Origin of the sequence: Psychrobacillus sp. FSL K6-1415, from assembly GCF_038003185.1 — a bacterium.
Taxonomy (GTDB): domain Bacteria; phylum Bacillota; class Bacilli; order Bacillales_A; family Planococcaceae; genus Psychrobacillus; species Psychrobacillus psychrodurans.
Genome location: NZ_JBBOOQ010000001.1, coordinates 3,223,483 through 3,240,000 on the forward strand (window position 1 = coordinate 3,223,483; position 16,518 = coordinate 3,240,000).

Sequence of the window (16,518 nt, forward strand, 5' to 3'; positions counted from 1 at the left end):
AAAATATGTAATAGGTTTCATTAAAGAGTAATATTTTCCAATAATAAAAAAACACGATAGTTTACCTTCTAAAGGGAAGAAAAACTACCGTGCTAGTTGATTATTGATTTATTAGTTGCTGTGAGTAGTGGGAATAGCGAGAAAGTCGAATCTGCTTGGAGTATACATTGGGACAAAGGCTATATATGTGAGCTGTAGTTTACTAATTCAAGGAGGTTCTGTCTCGTACATGGAGAGCGTTCACTAAAACAGGATTAGAAACTAAAATTATCTGGATCTTTACCAGTCCGCTCATTTAAATTCAGCGCATCAATATTTTTCATATCCTCGAAGGATAACTCAAAGTCATATACATCCATATTCTCAGCGATTCTAGATGGATTTTCTGATTTAGGAATAACGATTAAATCATGTTGCAGATGCCATCTAATAATTGTTTGAGCAGTCGATTTACTGTATTTTGTACTAATCCGTTTCAATGTTGGCTCTTCTAGTATTCGACCTCTTGCTAGTGGTGACCACGAAGTTATCGCTATTCCCTGCTCTTCACAATACTCACGTAGATCAAACTGAGTAAGTCGCGGATGACATTCAATTTGGTTGACCATTGGTTTAATGTTTGCTTTTGCAGCAATTGCCTCTAAATGATGTGCATGATGATTCGCTACTCCAGTAGCACGTATTAGCTTTTCATCATATAGACGTTCTATCGCTCGATATGTATCTACAAAAGTTTCTTTTACTGGCCAATGCGTTAAATATAAATCTACGTAGTCCATTCCTAATAACTCTAAAGATTTTTCGAATGCTCTGAGTGTTTGATCGTAACCTTGATCTGTGTTCCATACTTTTGTTGTAATGAATATGTCTTTGCGCGGAACATTTGATGCTCGGATGGCATCTCCTACTTCTTTTTCGTTGGCGTACAAACTTGCAGTATCAATATGACGATAACCATAATCCAATGCAGCTGTAATTGCTTGAATAGCAATATCTGGTTCTGTCATTTTATAAACACCTAAACCAAGTCTTGGCATCTCAATTCCGTTTGCTAATTGTTTCGTTGAATGTATATTTAAAGTCAATTTTTTCATCCTTTCTTATGAGGAAAACGACTGATATAAATCAGTCGTTTTCTCTTTTCTTCATGGAAGAAGTGACTTCAGATTGAGCAGGATCAGATACACGATTATCTTCTTCTAGCTCTTTATTGTCCCTCATTCTATCCATCTGTTTTCCTAATTGCTTTACTTCTTCCATGTTAGTTGCCATTGAACCGTTCTCTGGACCATTTTTGAATTCATTCATTCCAAAAATCACTCCTTTTCTTAATGTTAGTAGAATATTCGAAAGGTTGCAACATTCAAATGAACGATTTTTGTCAAATTTCATTTTTTCGCATTATTTCTTTTTCAAACAATTTAGGGTATACTAGGTGCAGAATACTAAAGAGGAGGCACTCCATATGAAATTAATCCTTATTCTTGGTGTTTGTATTTCGTTCCTTGCTGCAATTTTCAAAGCTGGATACGACGACAAACCAGGTGCATCTGAAAAATAATCTATTTAAAACGGACGAGTCTTTTATGACATCGTCCGTTTTTTTATCTGTCTAGCTACAGTGCCTCGCCCCTCGAGTCGTTTCAGAATGTCGGATAAAGGCACAGAACGCTTTTACCGTCATTCTTCCAACGCTTGTCGGAGGCCCACAGGATGTGGTTCAGTCAGTCGTCGCGACACGATGTCGAGATCTTAGACTGACTTCCATAACATAAGCACTTGAGCTTTTCTAGTGTAAATTTGGATAATTCTGTTGACGTAATGCCTCGTAGATTAGTATCGCAGCTGTGTTCGATAAATTTAGCGAACGAATATTATCATTCATAGGAATACGTAAAGCACGATCCGGGTGTGCGTCGATAAACTCACGTGGCAAACCTTTTGTCTCACGTCCAAAAATAAAAAAGTGATCTTTTTCCGAATCACTAAAGTCAAAAGTAGTGTGTGGCTTAGCACCAAATTTAGTGATTAAATAATACTCTCCAGATGGATGTGCAGCAAAAAATTCATCTAGTCCATCATAATAGGTAATGTCTACATGTTCCCAATAATCTAGTCCGGCTCTTTTTAGCATTTTATCATCTGTAGAAAAGCCTAAAGGTCGGATTAAATGTAATTTAACACCTGTTCCCGCACAAGTTCTAGCTATATTCCCAGTATTAGCTGGTATTTCTGGTTGATATAAAACAACATTAATACTCAATTACTCCACTTCCTAGTTCTCAATTGTATAGTACTCTAATCCTTTTCGAATCTCTTTTAAAACTTCTTCAACTTGTTCATGCTGTTCAGCTTTTTTGAGGGCAAGTAAGCCTTCTTTTGAATTTATTTTACCTATAGCCCATGCAGCTGTACCTCTAATTACTGGTCTAGCATCATTTTGCATTAAATCTATAAGTGTTGGAACAGCTTCTTGCTCTTTAAAATGAGCTAATGCGATTATAGCATTTCGCTGGATCGGATTCTTCCCTCTCCACGCACCAGACATATGACCGTACGTTTCTTTGAACGTTCGATTCGTCATTTTAAGTAAAGGTAAAAGTAAAGGCTTTACTAATTCAGGATCTGGTTTAAACGATTCTTGGTGGAGATTAGCTTTCCCTTTGTTTTTTGGACAAACTGTTTGGCAAGTATCACAGCCGTATATCCGATTTCCTATTTTCGTACGAAATTCGTCTGGAACCATTGTTTTCGTTTGAGTGATAAAAGCAATACAGCGCTGTGCATTAAGTTGTCCGCCTTGTATTAATGCTCCAGTCGGACAAACATCTAAGCATAACCGACAATCACCACATTGTTCCTCCATCTGTTCACTCGGAGCAAAAGGAATTGACGTAATCATTTCCCCGAGATAAACATAGGAACCAAACTCAGGAGTTATAATAGAGCAGTTTTTCGCACTCCATCCAATACCTGCTCTTTCCGCTACAGCCCGATCAGAAAGTTCTCCCGTATCAACCATTGAACGGAGTTTTGCATCTGGAATATGAGTTAAAATATATAATTCTAAAAGTGCTAATTTTTCTCGTAAAACGGTATGATAATCTATACCCCATGACGCACGGGCAAAGATTCCTCGTCTTGCCCCCTTCACACTTTGTGGAGCATCCTTCATTTTGGAGGGGTACGCAATTGCTATAGATATGATACTACTTGATTCTTCAAGCAACATCTTAGGATGCACTCTTTTCTCAATATTAGATTCTTCAAATCCGGAAGCATACCCTAATTCCTGCTGCCTGATCAATCTATTTTTTAATTCATGAAATGGAGAAACAGAAGTAAATCCAATTTTATCAATTCCAATGGATGCAGCGTAATCTATGAGGTTTTGTTGAAACTGAATGATATTCACAAATGTTCTCCTTTCTTATGCTACACTAAAGAAAATAAGTGTAAGGATGGTTGATATGATAGTAAAACTGGATGATTCAATAGTTGAAATAGAACCTACCTTTAAAATAGGCATTATTCATTATACCAAAATTATAGTTACTTCTTCGCCTCAAATGCTTAAAGGACGTCTTCAATTATTTCAGGAGCAACTTTTCTTTGAACTAGATGACAAAGTCGTAACTGATTTCGATGGGATAAAAGAATGGAGAGCACTTTGGAAAAAGTTTGGTGCTGATCCAAATCGTTATAGACCTTCAATGGAAGCTATGTACAGAAGGATTGCAAAACAAAATTATATCACACCGATGCATTCCGCTGTGGATGTAAATAACTTTTTCTCTTTGCAATATGAAATTCCAATGGGAATCTATGATGTGGCAAAAATTGAAGGTGATGTAACACTTACAATTGGCAATAAAGAAACAGTATATAACGGTTTAAATGGTAGAGAAAATAAATTACACAATATACTTACTCTTCAAGATGACATAGGACCTTTTGGTAGCCCATTTGTGGATTCTGTTCGAACTGCTGTGACTGAAAATACTACAGAGGCTCTACAAGTCGTATTTCTACGTCCTTCATTAGAGTTTGAGGAAAGTAAGAAATTACTTCACTCTATGGCTACCATGTTCATGCAAATACATGGTGGAGAATTTGATACTAGTTTAATTGGTTATGTTCCTAAAAAGTAAAGGAGAATAATAATGGTACTCAATATTTGGTTCAATAGATGGTTTTCCACTGTGTCACATTATATGGAGCTGATTCGCCATAATCCGGATCAACAGGAATTTGTTATTTACGGTACACATCCTAATCCGGATACTGTGTATTTTAATTACTGTGATGTATTTAGTACTGAACCAGATATTGCGGGCGAAGACTATCTTCAGTTTTGTATTGACTATTGTCTACAAAATCAGATACATATTTTTGTACCGCGAAAAGAGAATGTACTCATTTCTAAACACTTAGACAAGTTCAATAAAATTGGTGTGAAAGTGTTAGTTTGCCCAGATGGTGATTTAATGGCCATGATAGACGATAAAGCAGCGATGTATCGGTCTTTACAGGACCAGGAAAAAGTAGGGAATTTTATCGTGACTATTCCTTCCTATAGAATAGTAAATAATGCTGCAGGTTTCCAACAGGCTTATGCCGATTTGGGTAAGGATGATACGAAACTATGTATTAAGCCAGTAGTCGGGGAAGGAGCAAGTGGTTTCCGTATTATAGATGATATCGCTGATACCATTCCATTCATATACAATACAACTTCTACCCAAAAGATTTCTTATGATACAGCTTATAAAATTTTAAAAACGCAGGAGCATTTTTCGGATCTAATGGTAATAGAATATTTAGATGGCCATGAGTATAGTATTGATTGTTTAGCTGATGCAGATGGCACTTTGCTTGTTGCTATACCTCGAAAAAAAGGAAATGGACGAATCCGTGAGATTGAATATAATAGAGAATTAATAGAAATTGCTGAGAAAATGGCTGCACAATATAAATTTCCTTATGTATATAACATTCAAGTCAAATATAAAGGTGGAATACCCAAACTACTTGAGATCAATCCCCGTATGAGTGGAGGAATGCATATTAGCTGCCTTGCAGATATTAATATTCCCTATTATGCTATAAAGTTATTACTAAATGGGCATGTGGAGGCTCTTAATCCTAAGTTTGGAGTGAGAGCAACTCATATTGAACAACCTGTAATCTTACCATCTAAAGAATCTGCTATATTAGCTTAACCTTAAAAGGCATATAGTTGAATAAAAGAGGAGTGATATATTAATGGTGAACTTGAACAAAATAGAACTTAAGAAAAAAGGACAATCTATTAATCTCACTAAGAGCAACAATAATAATATTGGTGAAATCTTAGTAAATCTCCAATGGAATCAACAGGTCAACTCAAAATCTACTGGGTTCTTTTCCAACTTACTAGGTGGTAAATCTAAAGGAGTGGATCTAGATTTAGGCTGTTTATATGAATTAAATAATGGTGAAAAAGGGTGTATACAGGCTTTAGGAAATGCTTTTGGCACACTAAAACAATCCCCGTATATCGAACTCGATGGCGATGATCGTACTGGCTCCATATCTGGAGGAGAAAACCTTAGAATTGATGGAAATAAGTTATCCGATATTAAACGTATTCTCGTATATTCATTCATCTATAAAGGTGTAGCTAATTGGGCAGAAGCAGATGGAGTTATTACATTATCATATCCTGCTGGCCCCAATATCGAGGTTAAGCTAGATGAACATAGAAATGGGCAAATTATGTGTGCAGTTGCAATGATTGAAAATGTAAATAATGAGACTTTCAAAATTGAGCGTCTAGTAGAGTACTATAAAGGGCATAAAGAGATGGATAATGCATACGGCTGGGGTATGAACTGGGTAGCCGGATCAAAATAAAAAACTAGGGGATTTTAATAGTGTTCATAATCCTCTTTTTTAGAATAAAAAATCAACCATTTAGCAAACAATGGTTGATTTTTCTTTGTTAATCTCTAATTATTAATAGGCACGACCGAACCATACCGTATGTTTAGAATCATTTCCACAGTTGATACATGTTGCTTTTTCTGCTGGTGGATTGAATGGTATATTACGTGTCGTAAATTTTGTTTCATTCTTCACATTCTCTTCACAAGCGTCATCTCCACACCATCCTGCAAGAATCCATCCAGGAATTTCTCCTTTTTCTGTTGAATCCGTAAGATGTTGCTTTAACTGCTCTAGGGAATCTACATTTGTATGGGAGTTCTCATCACGGAATGCGCGAGCTTTATCAAGTAAGCGTGTTTGCATTGTTGTTAGCGCACCCTCAATACATTCAACAGCTGTTGCTAGCTCCACAGAAACTTTTTCAGCTTCATCACGTACTTTTATTAACGCTTGATTGTTTTCCAAATCACGAGGCCCTAACTCAATACGAACTGGTACACCTTTAAGCTCCCACTCGTTGAATTTATATCCAGGAGATTGGTCTGAATCGTCAAGACGTACACGAATACCTTTTGCTTTTAACGCTGCATAAAGCTCATCTAATTTTTCCATTATCGTTGGATTTTTCTTCCAAGGACCAACAGGAATTAGTACTACTTGAGTTGGTGCAACACGTGGAGGTAATACAAGCCCTTGCTCGTCACCATGTACCATAATAACCGAACCGATTAATCGAGTTGATGTACCCCAAGATGTTGTATGCACATGCTGATGTTTGTTTTCTTTGTTTAAATATTTGATATCAAAAGCTTCCGCAAACTTTGTCCCAAGGTAATGAGATGTTCCAGCTTGAACAGCTTTACCATCTTTCATCATAGCTTCGATAGAATATGTATCTACAGCTCCTGCAAAACGTTCGGAAGGTGTTTTCTGACCATCATATACCGGAATAGCTAAAAGCTCCTCTACAACCTCTTTGTAGATGTTAAGCATTTGCATTGTTTCGTTACGTGCTTCTTCTTCATCTACATGAGCTGTATGCCCCTCTTGCCATAAAAATTCAGAAGTACGAATGAATGGAAGAGTTTTCTTTTCCCAACGGAACACGTTTGCCCATTGGTTGATAAGCACTGGCAGATCACGATAACTCTTAATCCAATCTGAATACAAATGACCAATCATCGTTTCTGATGTTGGACGTAACGCTAAACGTTCTTCCAATTTCTCACCTGCTGCTTCCGTTACCCATGGAAGCTCTGGAGCAAATCCTTCAATATGATCCTTCTCCTTTTGAAAAAAGGATTCAGGAATTAGCATAGGGAAATAGGCATTACGATGTCCTGTTTCTTTAAAACGTCTGTTCATTTCATCTTGAATATGCTCCCAAATTTCAAAGCCATCTGGTTTAAAGGCAATACATCCACGAACTGGAGTGTAATCCATTAAATCTGCTTTCTGAATTGTGTCGATATACCATTTTGTAAAATCATTTTGTTGCTGATTTGTCATCTAAATTCCTCCTATTTAAGTCAATCCATTACACCACGGCTTAATCCGTACAGATTTTAAAATGTGTGCTTCCCATTTCAAAGTCTGTATCACCCGCTAGATATTTTAATTCGATTAGCGGAGTACTTCCTACTGCTAAACTGAATTAAAAAAGCACAGGGACATCCTCGTAAAAGGACGTCTCTGTGCTGAATAGACGTGGTACCACCTTAGTTTAGCTTAAAAAAATTTTTAAGCCCTCTAAACGTTTGGTAACGAAAACGAATCGGTTATGTTTGCATAACATCTCCGTGATAGGTTTCAACAAGAAGTGGTGATATAGCTCTCAGCGTTTGCTATACTTTCTGTTTCACAATTCTCATCTACTTGGTCACTTCGCAGATTGTATTACTAATAATATACCAAATAACCTACTTTAATACAATGTGGATTAAGGAATGCCAATAATTTTCTATTTTATATAAAAAGGTGAGACAGTAGACTTGTGATTAAAGGACTACAGCTTGCGATTCTTCTTGTGCAACTTGTGTTTGTAGAACACATCTTGCTATTCACTCATATGTTTCCTTTTGAGTATCTTATACTAGTAATTCTATTTTTATGGAGGAATTAATGTGGGATACTTTGTAAACGTTGAGCAAGGAGTAAACTTATTTGTCGAGGATATTAATCCAAGTGCAAGCAAGACAATTGTATTTTTACATGGTTGGCCATTAAGTCATGAACAATTTGAATATCAATTTGATGCCTTACCTCAAATGGGATACCGCTGCATTGGTATAGACTGGAGAGGATTTGGAAAATCTGATAAACCTATGAATGGCTACAATTACGACAGACTAGCAGATGACATTCACGCCGTAGTCCGAACGCTCCAACTTGATAATTTTACACTAATCGGCCATTCGACTGGAGGAGCAATCGCTATACGCTATACTGCTCGCCATGCTTTTGGTGTGTCAAAACTAATTTTAATAGATGCCGCGGCTCCCACTGGATTTACAAAGGAAACTGCGAATACTCTACTTACAGAAGCATTAAATGACCGCCCCAAAATGATGCAAGGAGTAACAGATACTTTTTTCTTTCAATATATTACAGCTCCATTCTCTAATTGGTTTACTGGGTTAGGATTACAAGCAGCAGGGTGGTCTACCGCAGCAATCATCAACACCTTGAGGGATGAAAACCTCAATGCAGATCTCCCCAAAATATCAGTCCCTACATTAATCGTTCATGGAGTACATGATAAGGTGATCCCATATGAACAAGCTCAAATACTAAATCAAACAATAAAAAATTCACATCTCGTCCCCTTTCATTACAGCGGCCATGGGCTTTTCTGGGAAGAACGAGTAAAGTTTAACGACCTTATAAAACAGTTTGTCGGATAGATAAGCTTTATAAGAAATAAGTTCACAGGAAAGCTTACTAAGCTATCTTGTGAACCTTTTTGTATAGTAAATATTATTAGACTACTCTATACTTATAATTGATATAATTTTCAGTTATTAATTATGAGAGGTGGAGAAACATGAAACTAGGTGTATTTTCTTTAAGTTTAAATGTTAAAGATATTAATGCTTCAAAAGATTTTTATGAAAAACTTGGTTTTCAAACTCTTGGAGGGGAGATTACTCAAAATTGGTTAATTATGAAAAATGAAGATACCATTATCGGTTTATTTCAAGGAATGTTTGAAAAAAATATTTTAACCTTTAATCCAGGATGGAATAGCAACGCGGAAAACCTAGAATCTTTCACTGACGTTCGTGAACTTCAAAATCAGCTTAAACAAAAAGGAATAAAATTTCAGACCGAAGCTGATGAAACTACAGTTGGTCCTGCACATTTTACAATCGAAGATCCAGATGGCAATCAGATTCTTCTAGATCAACATAGATAAATTTTATATTAATGGCCTCCAAACCTAACCAAAAAGTGCTTTACTCTTTTGAGACAGGTACGAAGAAATGCAATGTGGTTCATTTGTTCAAATTATGAAAAGCAGGCTCCTATAGAAGAGCCTGCTTTTACTTTCATCATTTTACACGTTTGCATCAGGAAACTTATCAGCGACTAAATTTAACTTTATATTATGCTCCAGCAATGCTTTAAGGCCACAAAGAACAATTGTATAGCCACCGGTTGAATCTATTACTTGATTTGCTATTTCAGTTAGATTACCCTTGAAGCCATAATTTTTAATTTCGACAAATGTTCCTTCTGATTCTCTTTGGGTAAATAGCCATTCAGCAGTTGTTTCATCATCGAATTGGATTAGAATCCGCTTATTTTGTTCAATTTCCTGCACATCGAACTCAGCTGAAACTCCGTACATCTCCCATTCCCAACGAATACGTCTTCCTTTTTCTAATCTCCCGCTACTCTTTGTAAACCAAAATTTTGTCGTAATAGTTGGATCAATAAAAGCTTCGAATACCTCCTGCACTGGCTTTCTTATTAGCATTCCTACACTCACAGTTGATAATTCATCAAAATTAGTCATTAAATTCTCCTTCATTTAAGGTAATAGCAGTTTGAATAAGAGAGATAAAAGTTTCTGATTGGATATCATCCATTTTTGTAATCCTAATATGTCTCATTGTTTTACCCGAACCCTGTAATAAATTATTTATGTCTTTTTCTACAAGTTCATTTCCTTTATGAAAACCTAAATTAACATGCTTTTTAGCTGTTTGTAGATAACAAACTAACCCTTTATATGAATAGTTAGGCATCGACCATTTATATTCTTCTACAAGAGCAGGTGAAGCAGTTAAAATTATTTCTCTTAAAACCTTTGTAATGCTCTGAATATCATCTGGTAAATTCAGAATAAACGTATCTACATCTATAATTGCTCTCTTTGGTTTATCCACTAAGTATCACCTATTCTACTATATAACTTTTGCCATGATATGTTATCCATACAATAATCTTTTTAAAATTTAAAAATGCGTTCGAGATCAGAGAAATCTCAAACGCAGGAATAAGCTACCTTACTTTATAGAATTTACTTTGCATTCTTATCAGGCTGATGAATCCCAAAAACATTACCCTCAGTATCAGAATAATATCCCTGCCAAGCCATTCCAGGCAGAGCATACTTTGGCATTGCCACCTGTCCACCATACTCAAGTATTTTAGTTTCTGTTGAATCGTAATCTTCCACGCCCAATGTACAAGAGAAGCCATTCATAGGCTGATGTTGTTCTGGTGGAGGTGTTTGACGTTTCATTAAAGCCCCATCAATACCAGGCGAGCTTGCATCGCCAGTAATAGCCCCAAAATAAGGAAGCCCCGCATAATCAGTCCAGTCTTCAAATGTCCACCCAAATATTTCTCCATAAAACTTCTTTGCACGGTCCATGTCATCCACATGAATTTCAAAATGAACTAATCTCCCCATATTTCTCCCCCAATTTGATTCATTTTAGATTTAAATAGCTTGTACCATTAAAAACTCGCAAACCTTCTTCATCATTGTAATAAAGATTGAAAATTAAATCAATTCCATATAGTGCTTACTAGTTAAAATTTTCAATCTAAATTGACTTGAAGAATATCTACATGACTGTTAACAGATTTTATAACTAGGATCACTAAAACATATTAAGACTGCTGCTACTAATTATCTCTCTAAAAATGCTATCAATGCGTCTAAATCCTTTGCAGAAGCTTTTTTAAAGGTGCCCGCCATCATTTTACCAAAAAGTTTAGTTATACCTGTGAGACCTTTTATTTCTCCCATTAACTTTATCTCCGTAAGGTTATCAGATGAAGTTACTTTATAGGTAAAAATATATTCTCCTTTACCAGTTGTTCCTTTCTTACCATCACAGCGAAGAACAATTTTATCTGGCTCATTGAGTTCAACAACTTCAAAATGTTCCGTAGCCACTTGTCCAAACATCTTTCTTGATTCCTTCCACTCACTGCCCACTTGCATTAGTCCAACATCCAATCGTTCAATACCTACAAGGCCCTGCATCCAGTAATTAGCAGCATCCAAATCAATCAAACCATCATATACTTGTTGCTTAGAAAGGTGGGTAGTTCTTTTCACTTCAAAGTTAGTACTCAAGCGGATAGCCCTCCAAAATGTTTACTAAAGTATATCATACTATGATCACCGCATTGTTAACGTCTTAATAAAGGCTCCAGAGATATTATGACAGTAATACAGATTATTATTCAACTTAACCTTCTCTTAAATTCCTTTTAGGACTAGGTTATTTTTGATGCTTGTGGAAGTTCAGTTCAAAACGCTTTCTTTTTCTCTCTACAACAAAAGACACCCGTTAACGCTGATTTAACAGTGTTAACGGGTGTCTTTAATTTTACGTATATTGAATTGACGTAAAACACATAATAATACCGGTGGTCGGGGTCGAACCGACACATCCAGAGGATACGGGATTTTGAGTCCCGCGCGTCTGCCAATTCCGCCACACCGGCAAAATAAAATACTACTAGGCAGTTATTATAAAATTTGGAGGCGGCAACCGGATTTGAACCGGTGATAAAGGTGTTGCAGACCTGTGCCTTACCACTTGGCTATGCCGCCATAATTAAGTAATGGAGCGGAAGACGAGGTTCGAACTCGCGACCCCCACCTTGGCAAGGTGGTGTTCTACCACTGAACTACTTCCGCAAAAAACTGGGGTACCTGGATTCGAACCAGGGCATGATGGAATCAAAATCCATTGCCTTACCGCTTGGCTATACCCCAATGGGGCGGACGAGGGGAATTGAACCCCCGAGTGTCGGAATCACAATCCGATGCGTTAACCACTTCGCCACGACCGCCACAAATAAAAAAAGAGCTAACTACTAAGGAATATGGGGCGACTGATGGGAATTGAACCCACGAATGCCGGAATCACAATCCGGTGCGTTAACCACTTCGCCACAACCGCCATTATTCAAAGTTAACTTATAATTTGGCAGGGGCAGTAGGAATCGAACCCACATCAAAGGTTTTGGAGACCTCTATTCTACCGTTAAACTATGCCCCTAAATAAAAACTGGTGGTGGGGGACGGATTCGAACCGCCGAACCCGAAGGAGCGGATTTACAGTCCGCCGCGTTTAGCCACTTCGCTACCCCACCAGTATAGTGGTGCCGGAAAAAGGACTTGAACCCTCAACCTACTGATTACAAGTCAGTTGCTCTACCAATTGAGCTATTCCGGCGTATAAATATGGTGGCTCAGGACGGAATCGAACCGCCGACACAAGGATTTTCAGTCCTTTGCTCTACCGACTGAGCTACTGAGCCTACTTCGATTTGTGCTAGGCTGCGAATCTCTTTGTCAGCTTCATTCGTTCAGTCAGTCACGTACTTTAGTACGCTCCTTCCATCACTCAATCGCTTCCTCGATCTTCTTGCTTATCTCAAATCTCAAATAAAATAAATGGCGGTCCCGACCGGGATCGAACCGGCGATCTCCTGCGTGACAGGCAGGCATGTTAACCGCTACACCACGGGACCATTTGGTTGCGGGGACAGGATTTGAACCTGCGACCTTCGGGTTATGAGCCCGACGAGCTACCACTGCTCCACCCCGCGACAATAGAATGCTTACTAATTTATTTCTTAAAGAAATGGTGGAGGATGACGGGCTCGAACCGCCGACCCTCTGCTTGTAAGGCAGATGCTCTCCCAGCTGAGCTAATCCTCCTGGGTAAAATTACGATAAGCTTCGAATCTCTGCTTCAGCTTCATTCGTTCAATCAGTCACGTACATAAGTACGCTCCTTCATTCTCTCATTTGCTTCCTTGATCTACTCGCTTCTCCTAATTTTACATAAGATAAGCTTCGTATCTCTTTGTCAAATAAATTGAAATAAATGGTGACCCCTACGGGATTCGAACCCGTGTTACCGCCGTGAAAGGGCGGTGTCTTAACCGCTTGACCAAGGGGCCATACTTTTATGTAGAAAACTTATCTGGCGGAGAGCAAGGGATTTGAACCCTTGAGACAGTTTAACCCGCCTACACGATTTCCAATCGTGCTCCTTCGGCCACTCGGACAGCTCTCCTAAAATGGCTCCGAAGGTAGGACTCGAACCTACGACCGATCGATTAACAGTCGATTGCTCTACCACTGAGCTACTTCGGAATAATACAGCCTAGCGACGTCCTACTCTCACAGGGGGAGACCCCCAACTACCATCGGCGCTGAAGAGCTTAACTTCCGTGTTCGGTAAGGGAACGGGTGTGACCTCTTCGCCATCATCACTAGACATTATTAATTTGAAAGACAATATTTATTATAACAAAACTAGAAATTAATTCAAGCTTTTTTTATACTTTTTTGTACTCTCAAAACTGGATAAACGACATTGTTACGTTAAACAAATTTGGTTAAGTCCTCGATCGATTAGTATTCGTCAGCTGCACGTGTCGCCACGCTTCCACCCCGAACCTATCTACCTCATCGTCTTTGAGGGATCTTACTTACTTGCGTAATGGGAAATCTCATCTTGAGGGGGGCTTCGTGCTTAGATGCTTTCAGCACTTATCCCGTCCACACATAGCTACCCAGCGATGCTCTTGGCAGAACAACTGGTACACCAGCGGTGTGTCCATCCCGGTCCTCTCGTACTAAGGACAGCTCCTCTCAAATTTCCTACGCCCACGACGGATAGGGACCGAACTGTCTCACGACGTTCTGAACCCAGCTCGCGTACCGCTTTAATGGGCGAACAGCCCAACCCTTGGGACCGACTACAGCCCCAGGATGCGATGAGCCGACATCGAGGTGCCAAACCTCCCCGTCGATGTGGACTCTTGGGGGAGATAAGCCTGTTATCCCCGGGGTAGCTTTTATCCGTTGAGCGATGGCCCTTCCATGCGGAACCACCGGATCACTAAGCCCGTCTTTCGACCCTGCTCGACTTGTAGGTCTCGCAGTCAAGCTCCCTTCTGCCTTTACACTCTTCGAATGATTTCCAACCATTCTGAGGGAACCTTTGGGCGCCTCCGTTACACTTTAGGAGGCGACCGCCCCAGTCAAACTACCCGCCTGACACTGTCTCCTACCCGGGTTACGGGTATGGGTTAGAATTTCAATACAACCAGGGCAGTATCCCACCGACGCCTCCTCCGAAGCTGGCGCTCCGGGCTCTAAGGCTCCTGCCTATCCTGTACAAGTTGCACCAAAATTCAATATCAAGCTATAGTAAAGCTCCACGGGGTCTTTCCGTCCTGTCGCGGGTAACCTGCATCTTCACAGGTACTATAATTTCACCGAGTCTCTCGTTGAGACAGTGCCCAGATCGTTACGCCTTTCGTGCGGGTCGGAACTTACCCGACAAGGAATTTCGCTACCTTAGGACCGTTATAGTTACGGCCGCCGTTTACTGGGGCTTCAATTCGCACCTTCGCTTGCGCTAAGCACTCCTCTTAACCTTCCAGCACCGGGCAGGCGTCAGCCCCTATACTTCACCTTACGGTTTTGCAGAGACCTGTGTTTTTGCTAAACAGTCGCCTGGGCCTATTCACTGCGGCTCTTCTAGGCTATGCACCCAAAAGAGCACCCCTTCTCCCGAAGTTACGGGGTCATTTTGCCGAGTTCCTTAACGAGAGTTCTCTCGCTCACCTTAGGATTCTCTCCTCGACTACCTGTGTCGGTTTGCGGTACGGGCACCTATCACCTCGCTAGAGGCTTTTCTTGGCAGTGTGAAATCAGGAACTCCGGACATACGTCCTCGCCATCACAGCTCAATGTTATAGAATGCGGATTTGCCTACATTCACACCTTACTGCTTGGACATGCATAACCAACAGCATGCTTACCCTATCCTTCTGCGTCCCCCCATTACTCAAACGGTGGTTTGGTGGTACAGGAATATCAACCTGTTATCCATCGCCTACGCCTATCGGCCTCGGCTTAGGTCCCGACTAACCCTGAGCGGACGAGCCTTCCTCAGGAAACCTTAGTCATACGGTGGACGGGATTCTCACCCGTCTTTCGCTACTCATACCGGCATTCTCACTTCTAAGCGCTCCACCAGTCCTTCCGGTCTGACTTCAACGCCCTTAGAACGCTCTCCTACCACTGATACCAAAGGTATCAATCCACAGCTTCGGTGATTTGTTTAGCCCCGATACATTTTCGGCGCAGCGTCACTCGACCAGTGAGCTATTACGCACTCTTTAAATGATGGCTGCTTCTAAGCCAACATCCTGGTTGTCTAAGCAACGCCACATCCTTTTCCACTTAACAAATACTTTGGGACCTTAGCTGGTGGTCTGGGCTGTTTCCCTCTTGACTACGGATCTTATCACTCGCAGTCTGACTCCCAAACATAAATCATTGGCATTCGGAGTTTGTCTGAATTCGGTAACCCGGGATGGGCCCCTAGTCCAAACAGTGCTCTACCTCCAAGATTCTAACGTTTGAGGCTAGCCCTAAAGCTATTTCGGAGAGAACCAGCTATCTCCAGGTTCGATTGGAATTTCTCCGCTACCCACACCTCATCCCCGCACTTTTCAACGTGCGTGGGTTCGGACCTCCAGTAAGTGTTACCTTACCTTCATCCTGGACATGGGTAGATCACCTGGTTTCGGGTCTACGACCACATACTCATTCGCCCTATTCAGACTCGCTTTCGCTGCGGCTCCGTCTTCTCAACTTAACCTTGCATGTAATCGTAACTCGCCGGTTCATTCTACAAAAGGCACGCTATCACCCATTAACGGGCTCTAACTACTTGTAGGCACACGGTTTCAGGATCTATTTCACTCCCCTTCCGGGGTGCTTTTCACCTTTCCCTCACGGTACTGGTTCACTATCGGTCACTAGGTAGTATTTAGCCTTGGGAGATGGTCCTCCCGGATTCCGACGGAATTTCACGTGTTCCGCCGTACTCAGGATACACTCAAGAGAGAATGAATTTTGGACTACGGGGCTTTTACCCTATCCTGCGGACCTTTCCAGATCGCTTCGTCTAACTCATTCCTTTGTAACTCTATGTAGAGTGTCCTACAACCCCAAGAGGCAAGCCTCTTGGTTTGGGCTATTCCCGTTTCGCTCGCCGCTACTCAGGGAATCGATTTTTCTTTCTCTTC

Annotated in this window: 14 protein-coding genes, 16 tRNA genes, 2 rRNA genes and 1 other annotated feature (1 of these 33 only partly in view); of the genes, 5 read left to right on the forward strand and 27 right to left on the reverse strand. The window is 40.1% G+C overall.

The genetic code is table 11. The annotated features are described in order from the left end of the window. Positions 1 to 254: 254 nt before the first annotated feature. The 4 genes from MKY60_RS15545 to queG all read right to left on the reverse strand — a co-directional run bounded on the left by MKY60_RS15545 (position 255) and on the right by queG (position 3,415). The gene (locus MKY60_RS15545; RefSeq protein WP_093496447.1) at positions 255 to 1,094 is read right to left on the reverse strand and encodes an aldo/keto reductase; all 840 of its coding nucleotides are present in this window, start codon (positions 1,092 to 1,094) and stop codon (positions 255 to 257) included. 31 nt (positions 1,095 to 1,125) lie between these two features. After that, positions 1,126 to 1,308, reverse strand: a complete 183-nt coding sequence (locus MKY60_RS15550; protein ID WP_090570266.1) for a hypothetical protein — start codon at positions 1,306 to 1,308, stop codon at positions 1,126 to 1,128. A gap of 481 nt (positions 1,309 to 1,789) precedes the next feature. Beyond that, positions 1,790 to 2,263: a tRNA (uridine(34)/cytosine(34)/5-carboxymethylaminomethyluridine(34)-2'-O)-methyltransferase TrmL gene (trmL, locus tag MKY60_RS15555; RefSeq protein WP_090570269.1), complete on the reverse strand. Its 474-nt coding sequence runs from the start codon at positions 2,261 to 2,263 to the stop codon at positions 1,790 to 1,792. A 12-nt stretch (positions 2,264 to 2,275) separates the two neighbouring features. Continuing rightward, positions 2,276 to 3,415, reverse strand: coding sequence for a tRNA epoxyqueuosine(34) reductase QueG (gene queG, locus MKY60_RS15560; RefSeq protein WP_093496446.1), 1,140 nt, complete (start codon positions 3,413 to 3,415; stop codon positions 2,276 to 2,278). 55 nt (positions 3,416 to 3,470) lie between these two features. Here queG and MKY60_RS15565 point away from each other — a divergent pair, with 55 nt between their 5' ends. From MKY60_RS15565 to MKY60_RS15575, 3 genes are read left to right on the forward strand one after another with little or no spacing between them, the layout of a single operon-like run. Continuing rightward, positions 3,471 to 4,151, forward strand: coding sequence for a B3/B4 domain-containing protein (locus tag MKY60_RS15565; RefSeq protein WP_340930487.1), 681 nt, complete (start codon positions 3,471 to 3,473; stop codon positions 4,149 to 4,151). Between the two features lie 12 nt (positions 4,152 to 4,163). After that, positions 4,164 to 5,222: an ATP-grasp domain-containing protein gene (locus MKY60_RS15570; protein WP_340930489.1), complete on the forward strand. Its 1,059-nt coding sequence runs from the start codon at positions 4,164 to 4,166 to the stop codon at positions 5,220 to 5,222. Positions 5,223 to 5,265: 43 nt separating this feature from the next. Beyond that, the gene (locus MKY60_RS15575) at positions 5,266 to 5,895 is read left to right on the forward strand and encodes a TerD family protein (RefSeq protein WP_340930490.1); all 630 of its coding nucleotides are present in this window, start codon (positions 5,266 to 5,268) and stop codon (positions 5,893 to 5,895) included. A 102-nt stretch (positions 5,896 to 5,997) separates the two neighbouring features. Here MKY60_RS15575 and proS read toward each other — a convergent pair whose 3' ends face one another. Next, positions 5,998 to 7,437: a proline--tRNA ligase gene (proS, locus tag MKY60_RS15580; protein WP_340930491.1), complete on the reverse strand. Its 1,440-nt coding sequence runs from the start codon at positions 7,435 to 7,437 to the stop codon at positions 5,998 to 6,000. A 170-nt stretch (positions 7,438 to 7,607) separates the two neighbouring features. Continuing rightward, positions 7,608 to 7,825 (reverse strand) — a binding site (T-box leader). A 226-nt stretch (positions 7,826 to 8,051) separates the two neighbouring features. Between proS and MKY60_RS15585 the strand changes: the two genes are divergently transcribed. Both MKY60_RS15585 and MKY60_RS15590 read left to right on the forward strand, forming a co-directional pair. Further along, positions 8,052 to 8,831 (forward strand): alpha/beta fold hydrolase, encoded by a 780-nt coding sequence (locus MKY60_RS15585; RefSeq protein ID WP_340930493.1) that lies wholly within the window; start codon positions 8,052 to 8,054, stop codon positions 8,829 to 8,831. A 140-nt stretch (positions 8,832 to 8,971) separates the two neighbouring features. Beyond that, complete coding sequence (locus tag MKY60_RS15590; protein WP_340930494.1) at positions 8,972 to 9,343, forward strand: VOC family protein; 372 nt, start codon at positions 8,972 to 8,974, stop codon at positions 9,341 to 9,343. Positions 9,344 to 9,484: 141 nt separating this feature from the next. Here the strand turns inward: MKY60_RS15590 and MKY60_RS15595 are convergent, their stop codons facing one another. From MKY60_RS15595 to MKY60_RS15700, 22 genes are all read right to left on the reverse strand, one after another. Further along, on the reverse strand, positions 9,485 to 9,946 hold the full coding sequence (locus tag MKY60_RS15595) for an SRPBCC family protein (protein WP_340930495.1): 462 nt from the start codon (positions 9,944 to 9,946) through the stop codon (positions 9,485 to 9,487). After that, positions 9,939 to 10,319: a DUF1801 domain-containing protein gene (locus tag MKY60_RS15600; protein WP_340930496.1), complete on the reverse strand. Its 381-nt coding sequence runs from the start codon at positions 10,317 to 10,319 to the stop codon at positions 9,939 to 9,941. The genes MKY60_RS15595 and MKY60_RS15600 overlap by 8 nt, the downstream gene beginning before the upstream one ends. 134 nt (positions 10,320 to 10,453) lie before the next feature. Continuing rightward, on the reverse strand, positions 10,454 to 10,849 hold the full coding sequence (locus MKY60_RS15605) for a VOC family protein (RefSeq protein ID WP_340930497.1): 396 nt from the start codon (positions 10,847 to 10,849) through the stop codon (positions 10,454 to 10,456). A 222-nt stretch (positions 10,850 to 11,071) separates the two neighbouring features. After that, on the reverse strand, positions 11,072 to 11,524 hold the full coding sequence (locus MKY60_RS15610; protein WP_340930498.1) for an SRPBCC family protein: 453 nt from the start codon (positions 11,522 to 11,524) through the stop codon (positions 11,072 to 11,074). 291 nt (positions 11,525 to 11,815) lie between these two features. Next, positions 11,816 to 11,898 (reverse strand) — tRNA-Leu (locus MKY60_RS15615). Positions 11,899 to 11,933: 35 nt separating this feature from the next. Further along, a tRNA-Cys gene (locus tag MKY60_RS15620) sits at positions 11,934 to 12,007 on the reverse strand. A gap of 12 nt (positions 12,008 to 12,019) precedes the next feature. Further along, positions 12,020 to 12,094: transfer RNA gene (locus tag MKY60_RS15625), tRNA-Gly, on the reverse strand. 6 nt (positions 12,095 to 12,100) lie between these two features. Continuing rightward, positions 12,101 to 12,172 (reverse strand) — tRNA-Gln (locus MKY60_RS15630). Between the two features lies 1 nt (position 12,173). Continuing rightward, positions 12,174 to 12,249: transfer RNA gene (locus MKY60_RS15635), tRNA-His, on the reverse strand. Positions 12,250 to 12,283: 34 nt separating this feature from the next. Continuing rightward, a tRNA-His gene (locus MKY60_RS15640) sits at positions 12,284 to 12,359 on the reverse strand. 25 nt (positions 12,360 to 12,384) lie between these two features. After that, positions 12,385 to 12,458: transfer RNA gene (locus MKY60_RS15645), tRNA-Trp, on the reverse strand. A gap of 10 nt (positions 12,459 to 12,468) precedes the next feature. Continuing rightward, positions 12,469 to 12,552 (reverse strand) — tRNA-Tyr (locus tag MKY60_RS15650). A gap of 7 nt (positions 12,553 to 12,559) precedes the next feature. Continuing rightward, a tRNA-Thr gene (locus MKY60_RS15655) sits at positions 12,560 to 12,635 on the reverse strand. 9 nt (positions 12,636 to 12,644) lie between these two features. Next, positions 12,645 to 12,720, reverse strand: a tRNA-Phe gene (locus MKY60_RS15660). A 137-nt stretch (positions 12,721 to 12,857) separates the two neighbouring features. Continuing rightward, positions 12,858 to 12,933, reverse strand: a tRNA-Asp gene (locus MKY60_RS15665). A 3-nt stretch (positions 12,934 to 12,936) separates the two neighbouring features. Further along, positions 12,937 to 13,011: transfer RNA gene (locus MKY60_RS15670), tRNA-Met, on the reverse strand. A gap of 36 nt (positions 13,012 to 13,047) precedes the next feature. Beyond that, positions 13,048 to 13,123, reverse strand: a tRNA-Val gene (locus MKY60_RS15675). 170 nt (positions 13,124 to 13,293) lie between these two features. After that, a tRNA-Glu gene (locus MKY60_RS15680) sits at positions 13,294 to 13,368 on the reverse strand. 24 nt (positions 13,369 to 13,392) lie between these two features. After that, positions 13,393 to 13,484, reverse strand: a tRNA-Ser gene (locus MKY60_RS15685). 5 nt (positions 13,485 to 13,489) lie between these two features. Next, a tRNA-Asn gene (locus tag MKY60_RS15690) sits at positions 13,490 to 13,564 on the reverse strand. An 8-nt stretch (positions 13,565 to 13,572) separates the two neighbouring features. Next, positions 13,573 to 13,688: ribosomal RNA gene (gene rrf / locus MKY60_RS15695) — 5S ribosomal RNA — on the reverse strand. Between the two features lie 117 nt (positions 13,689 to 13,805). Next, positions 13,806 to 16,518 (reverse strand): 23S ribosomal RNA (locus MKY60_RS15700) (it continues 216 nt past the right edge of the window).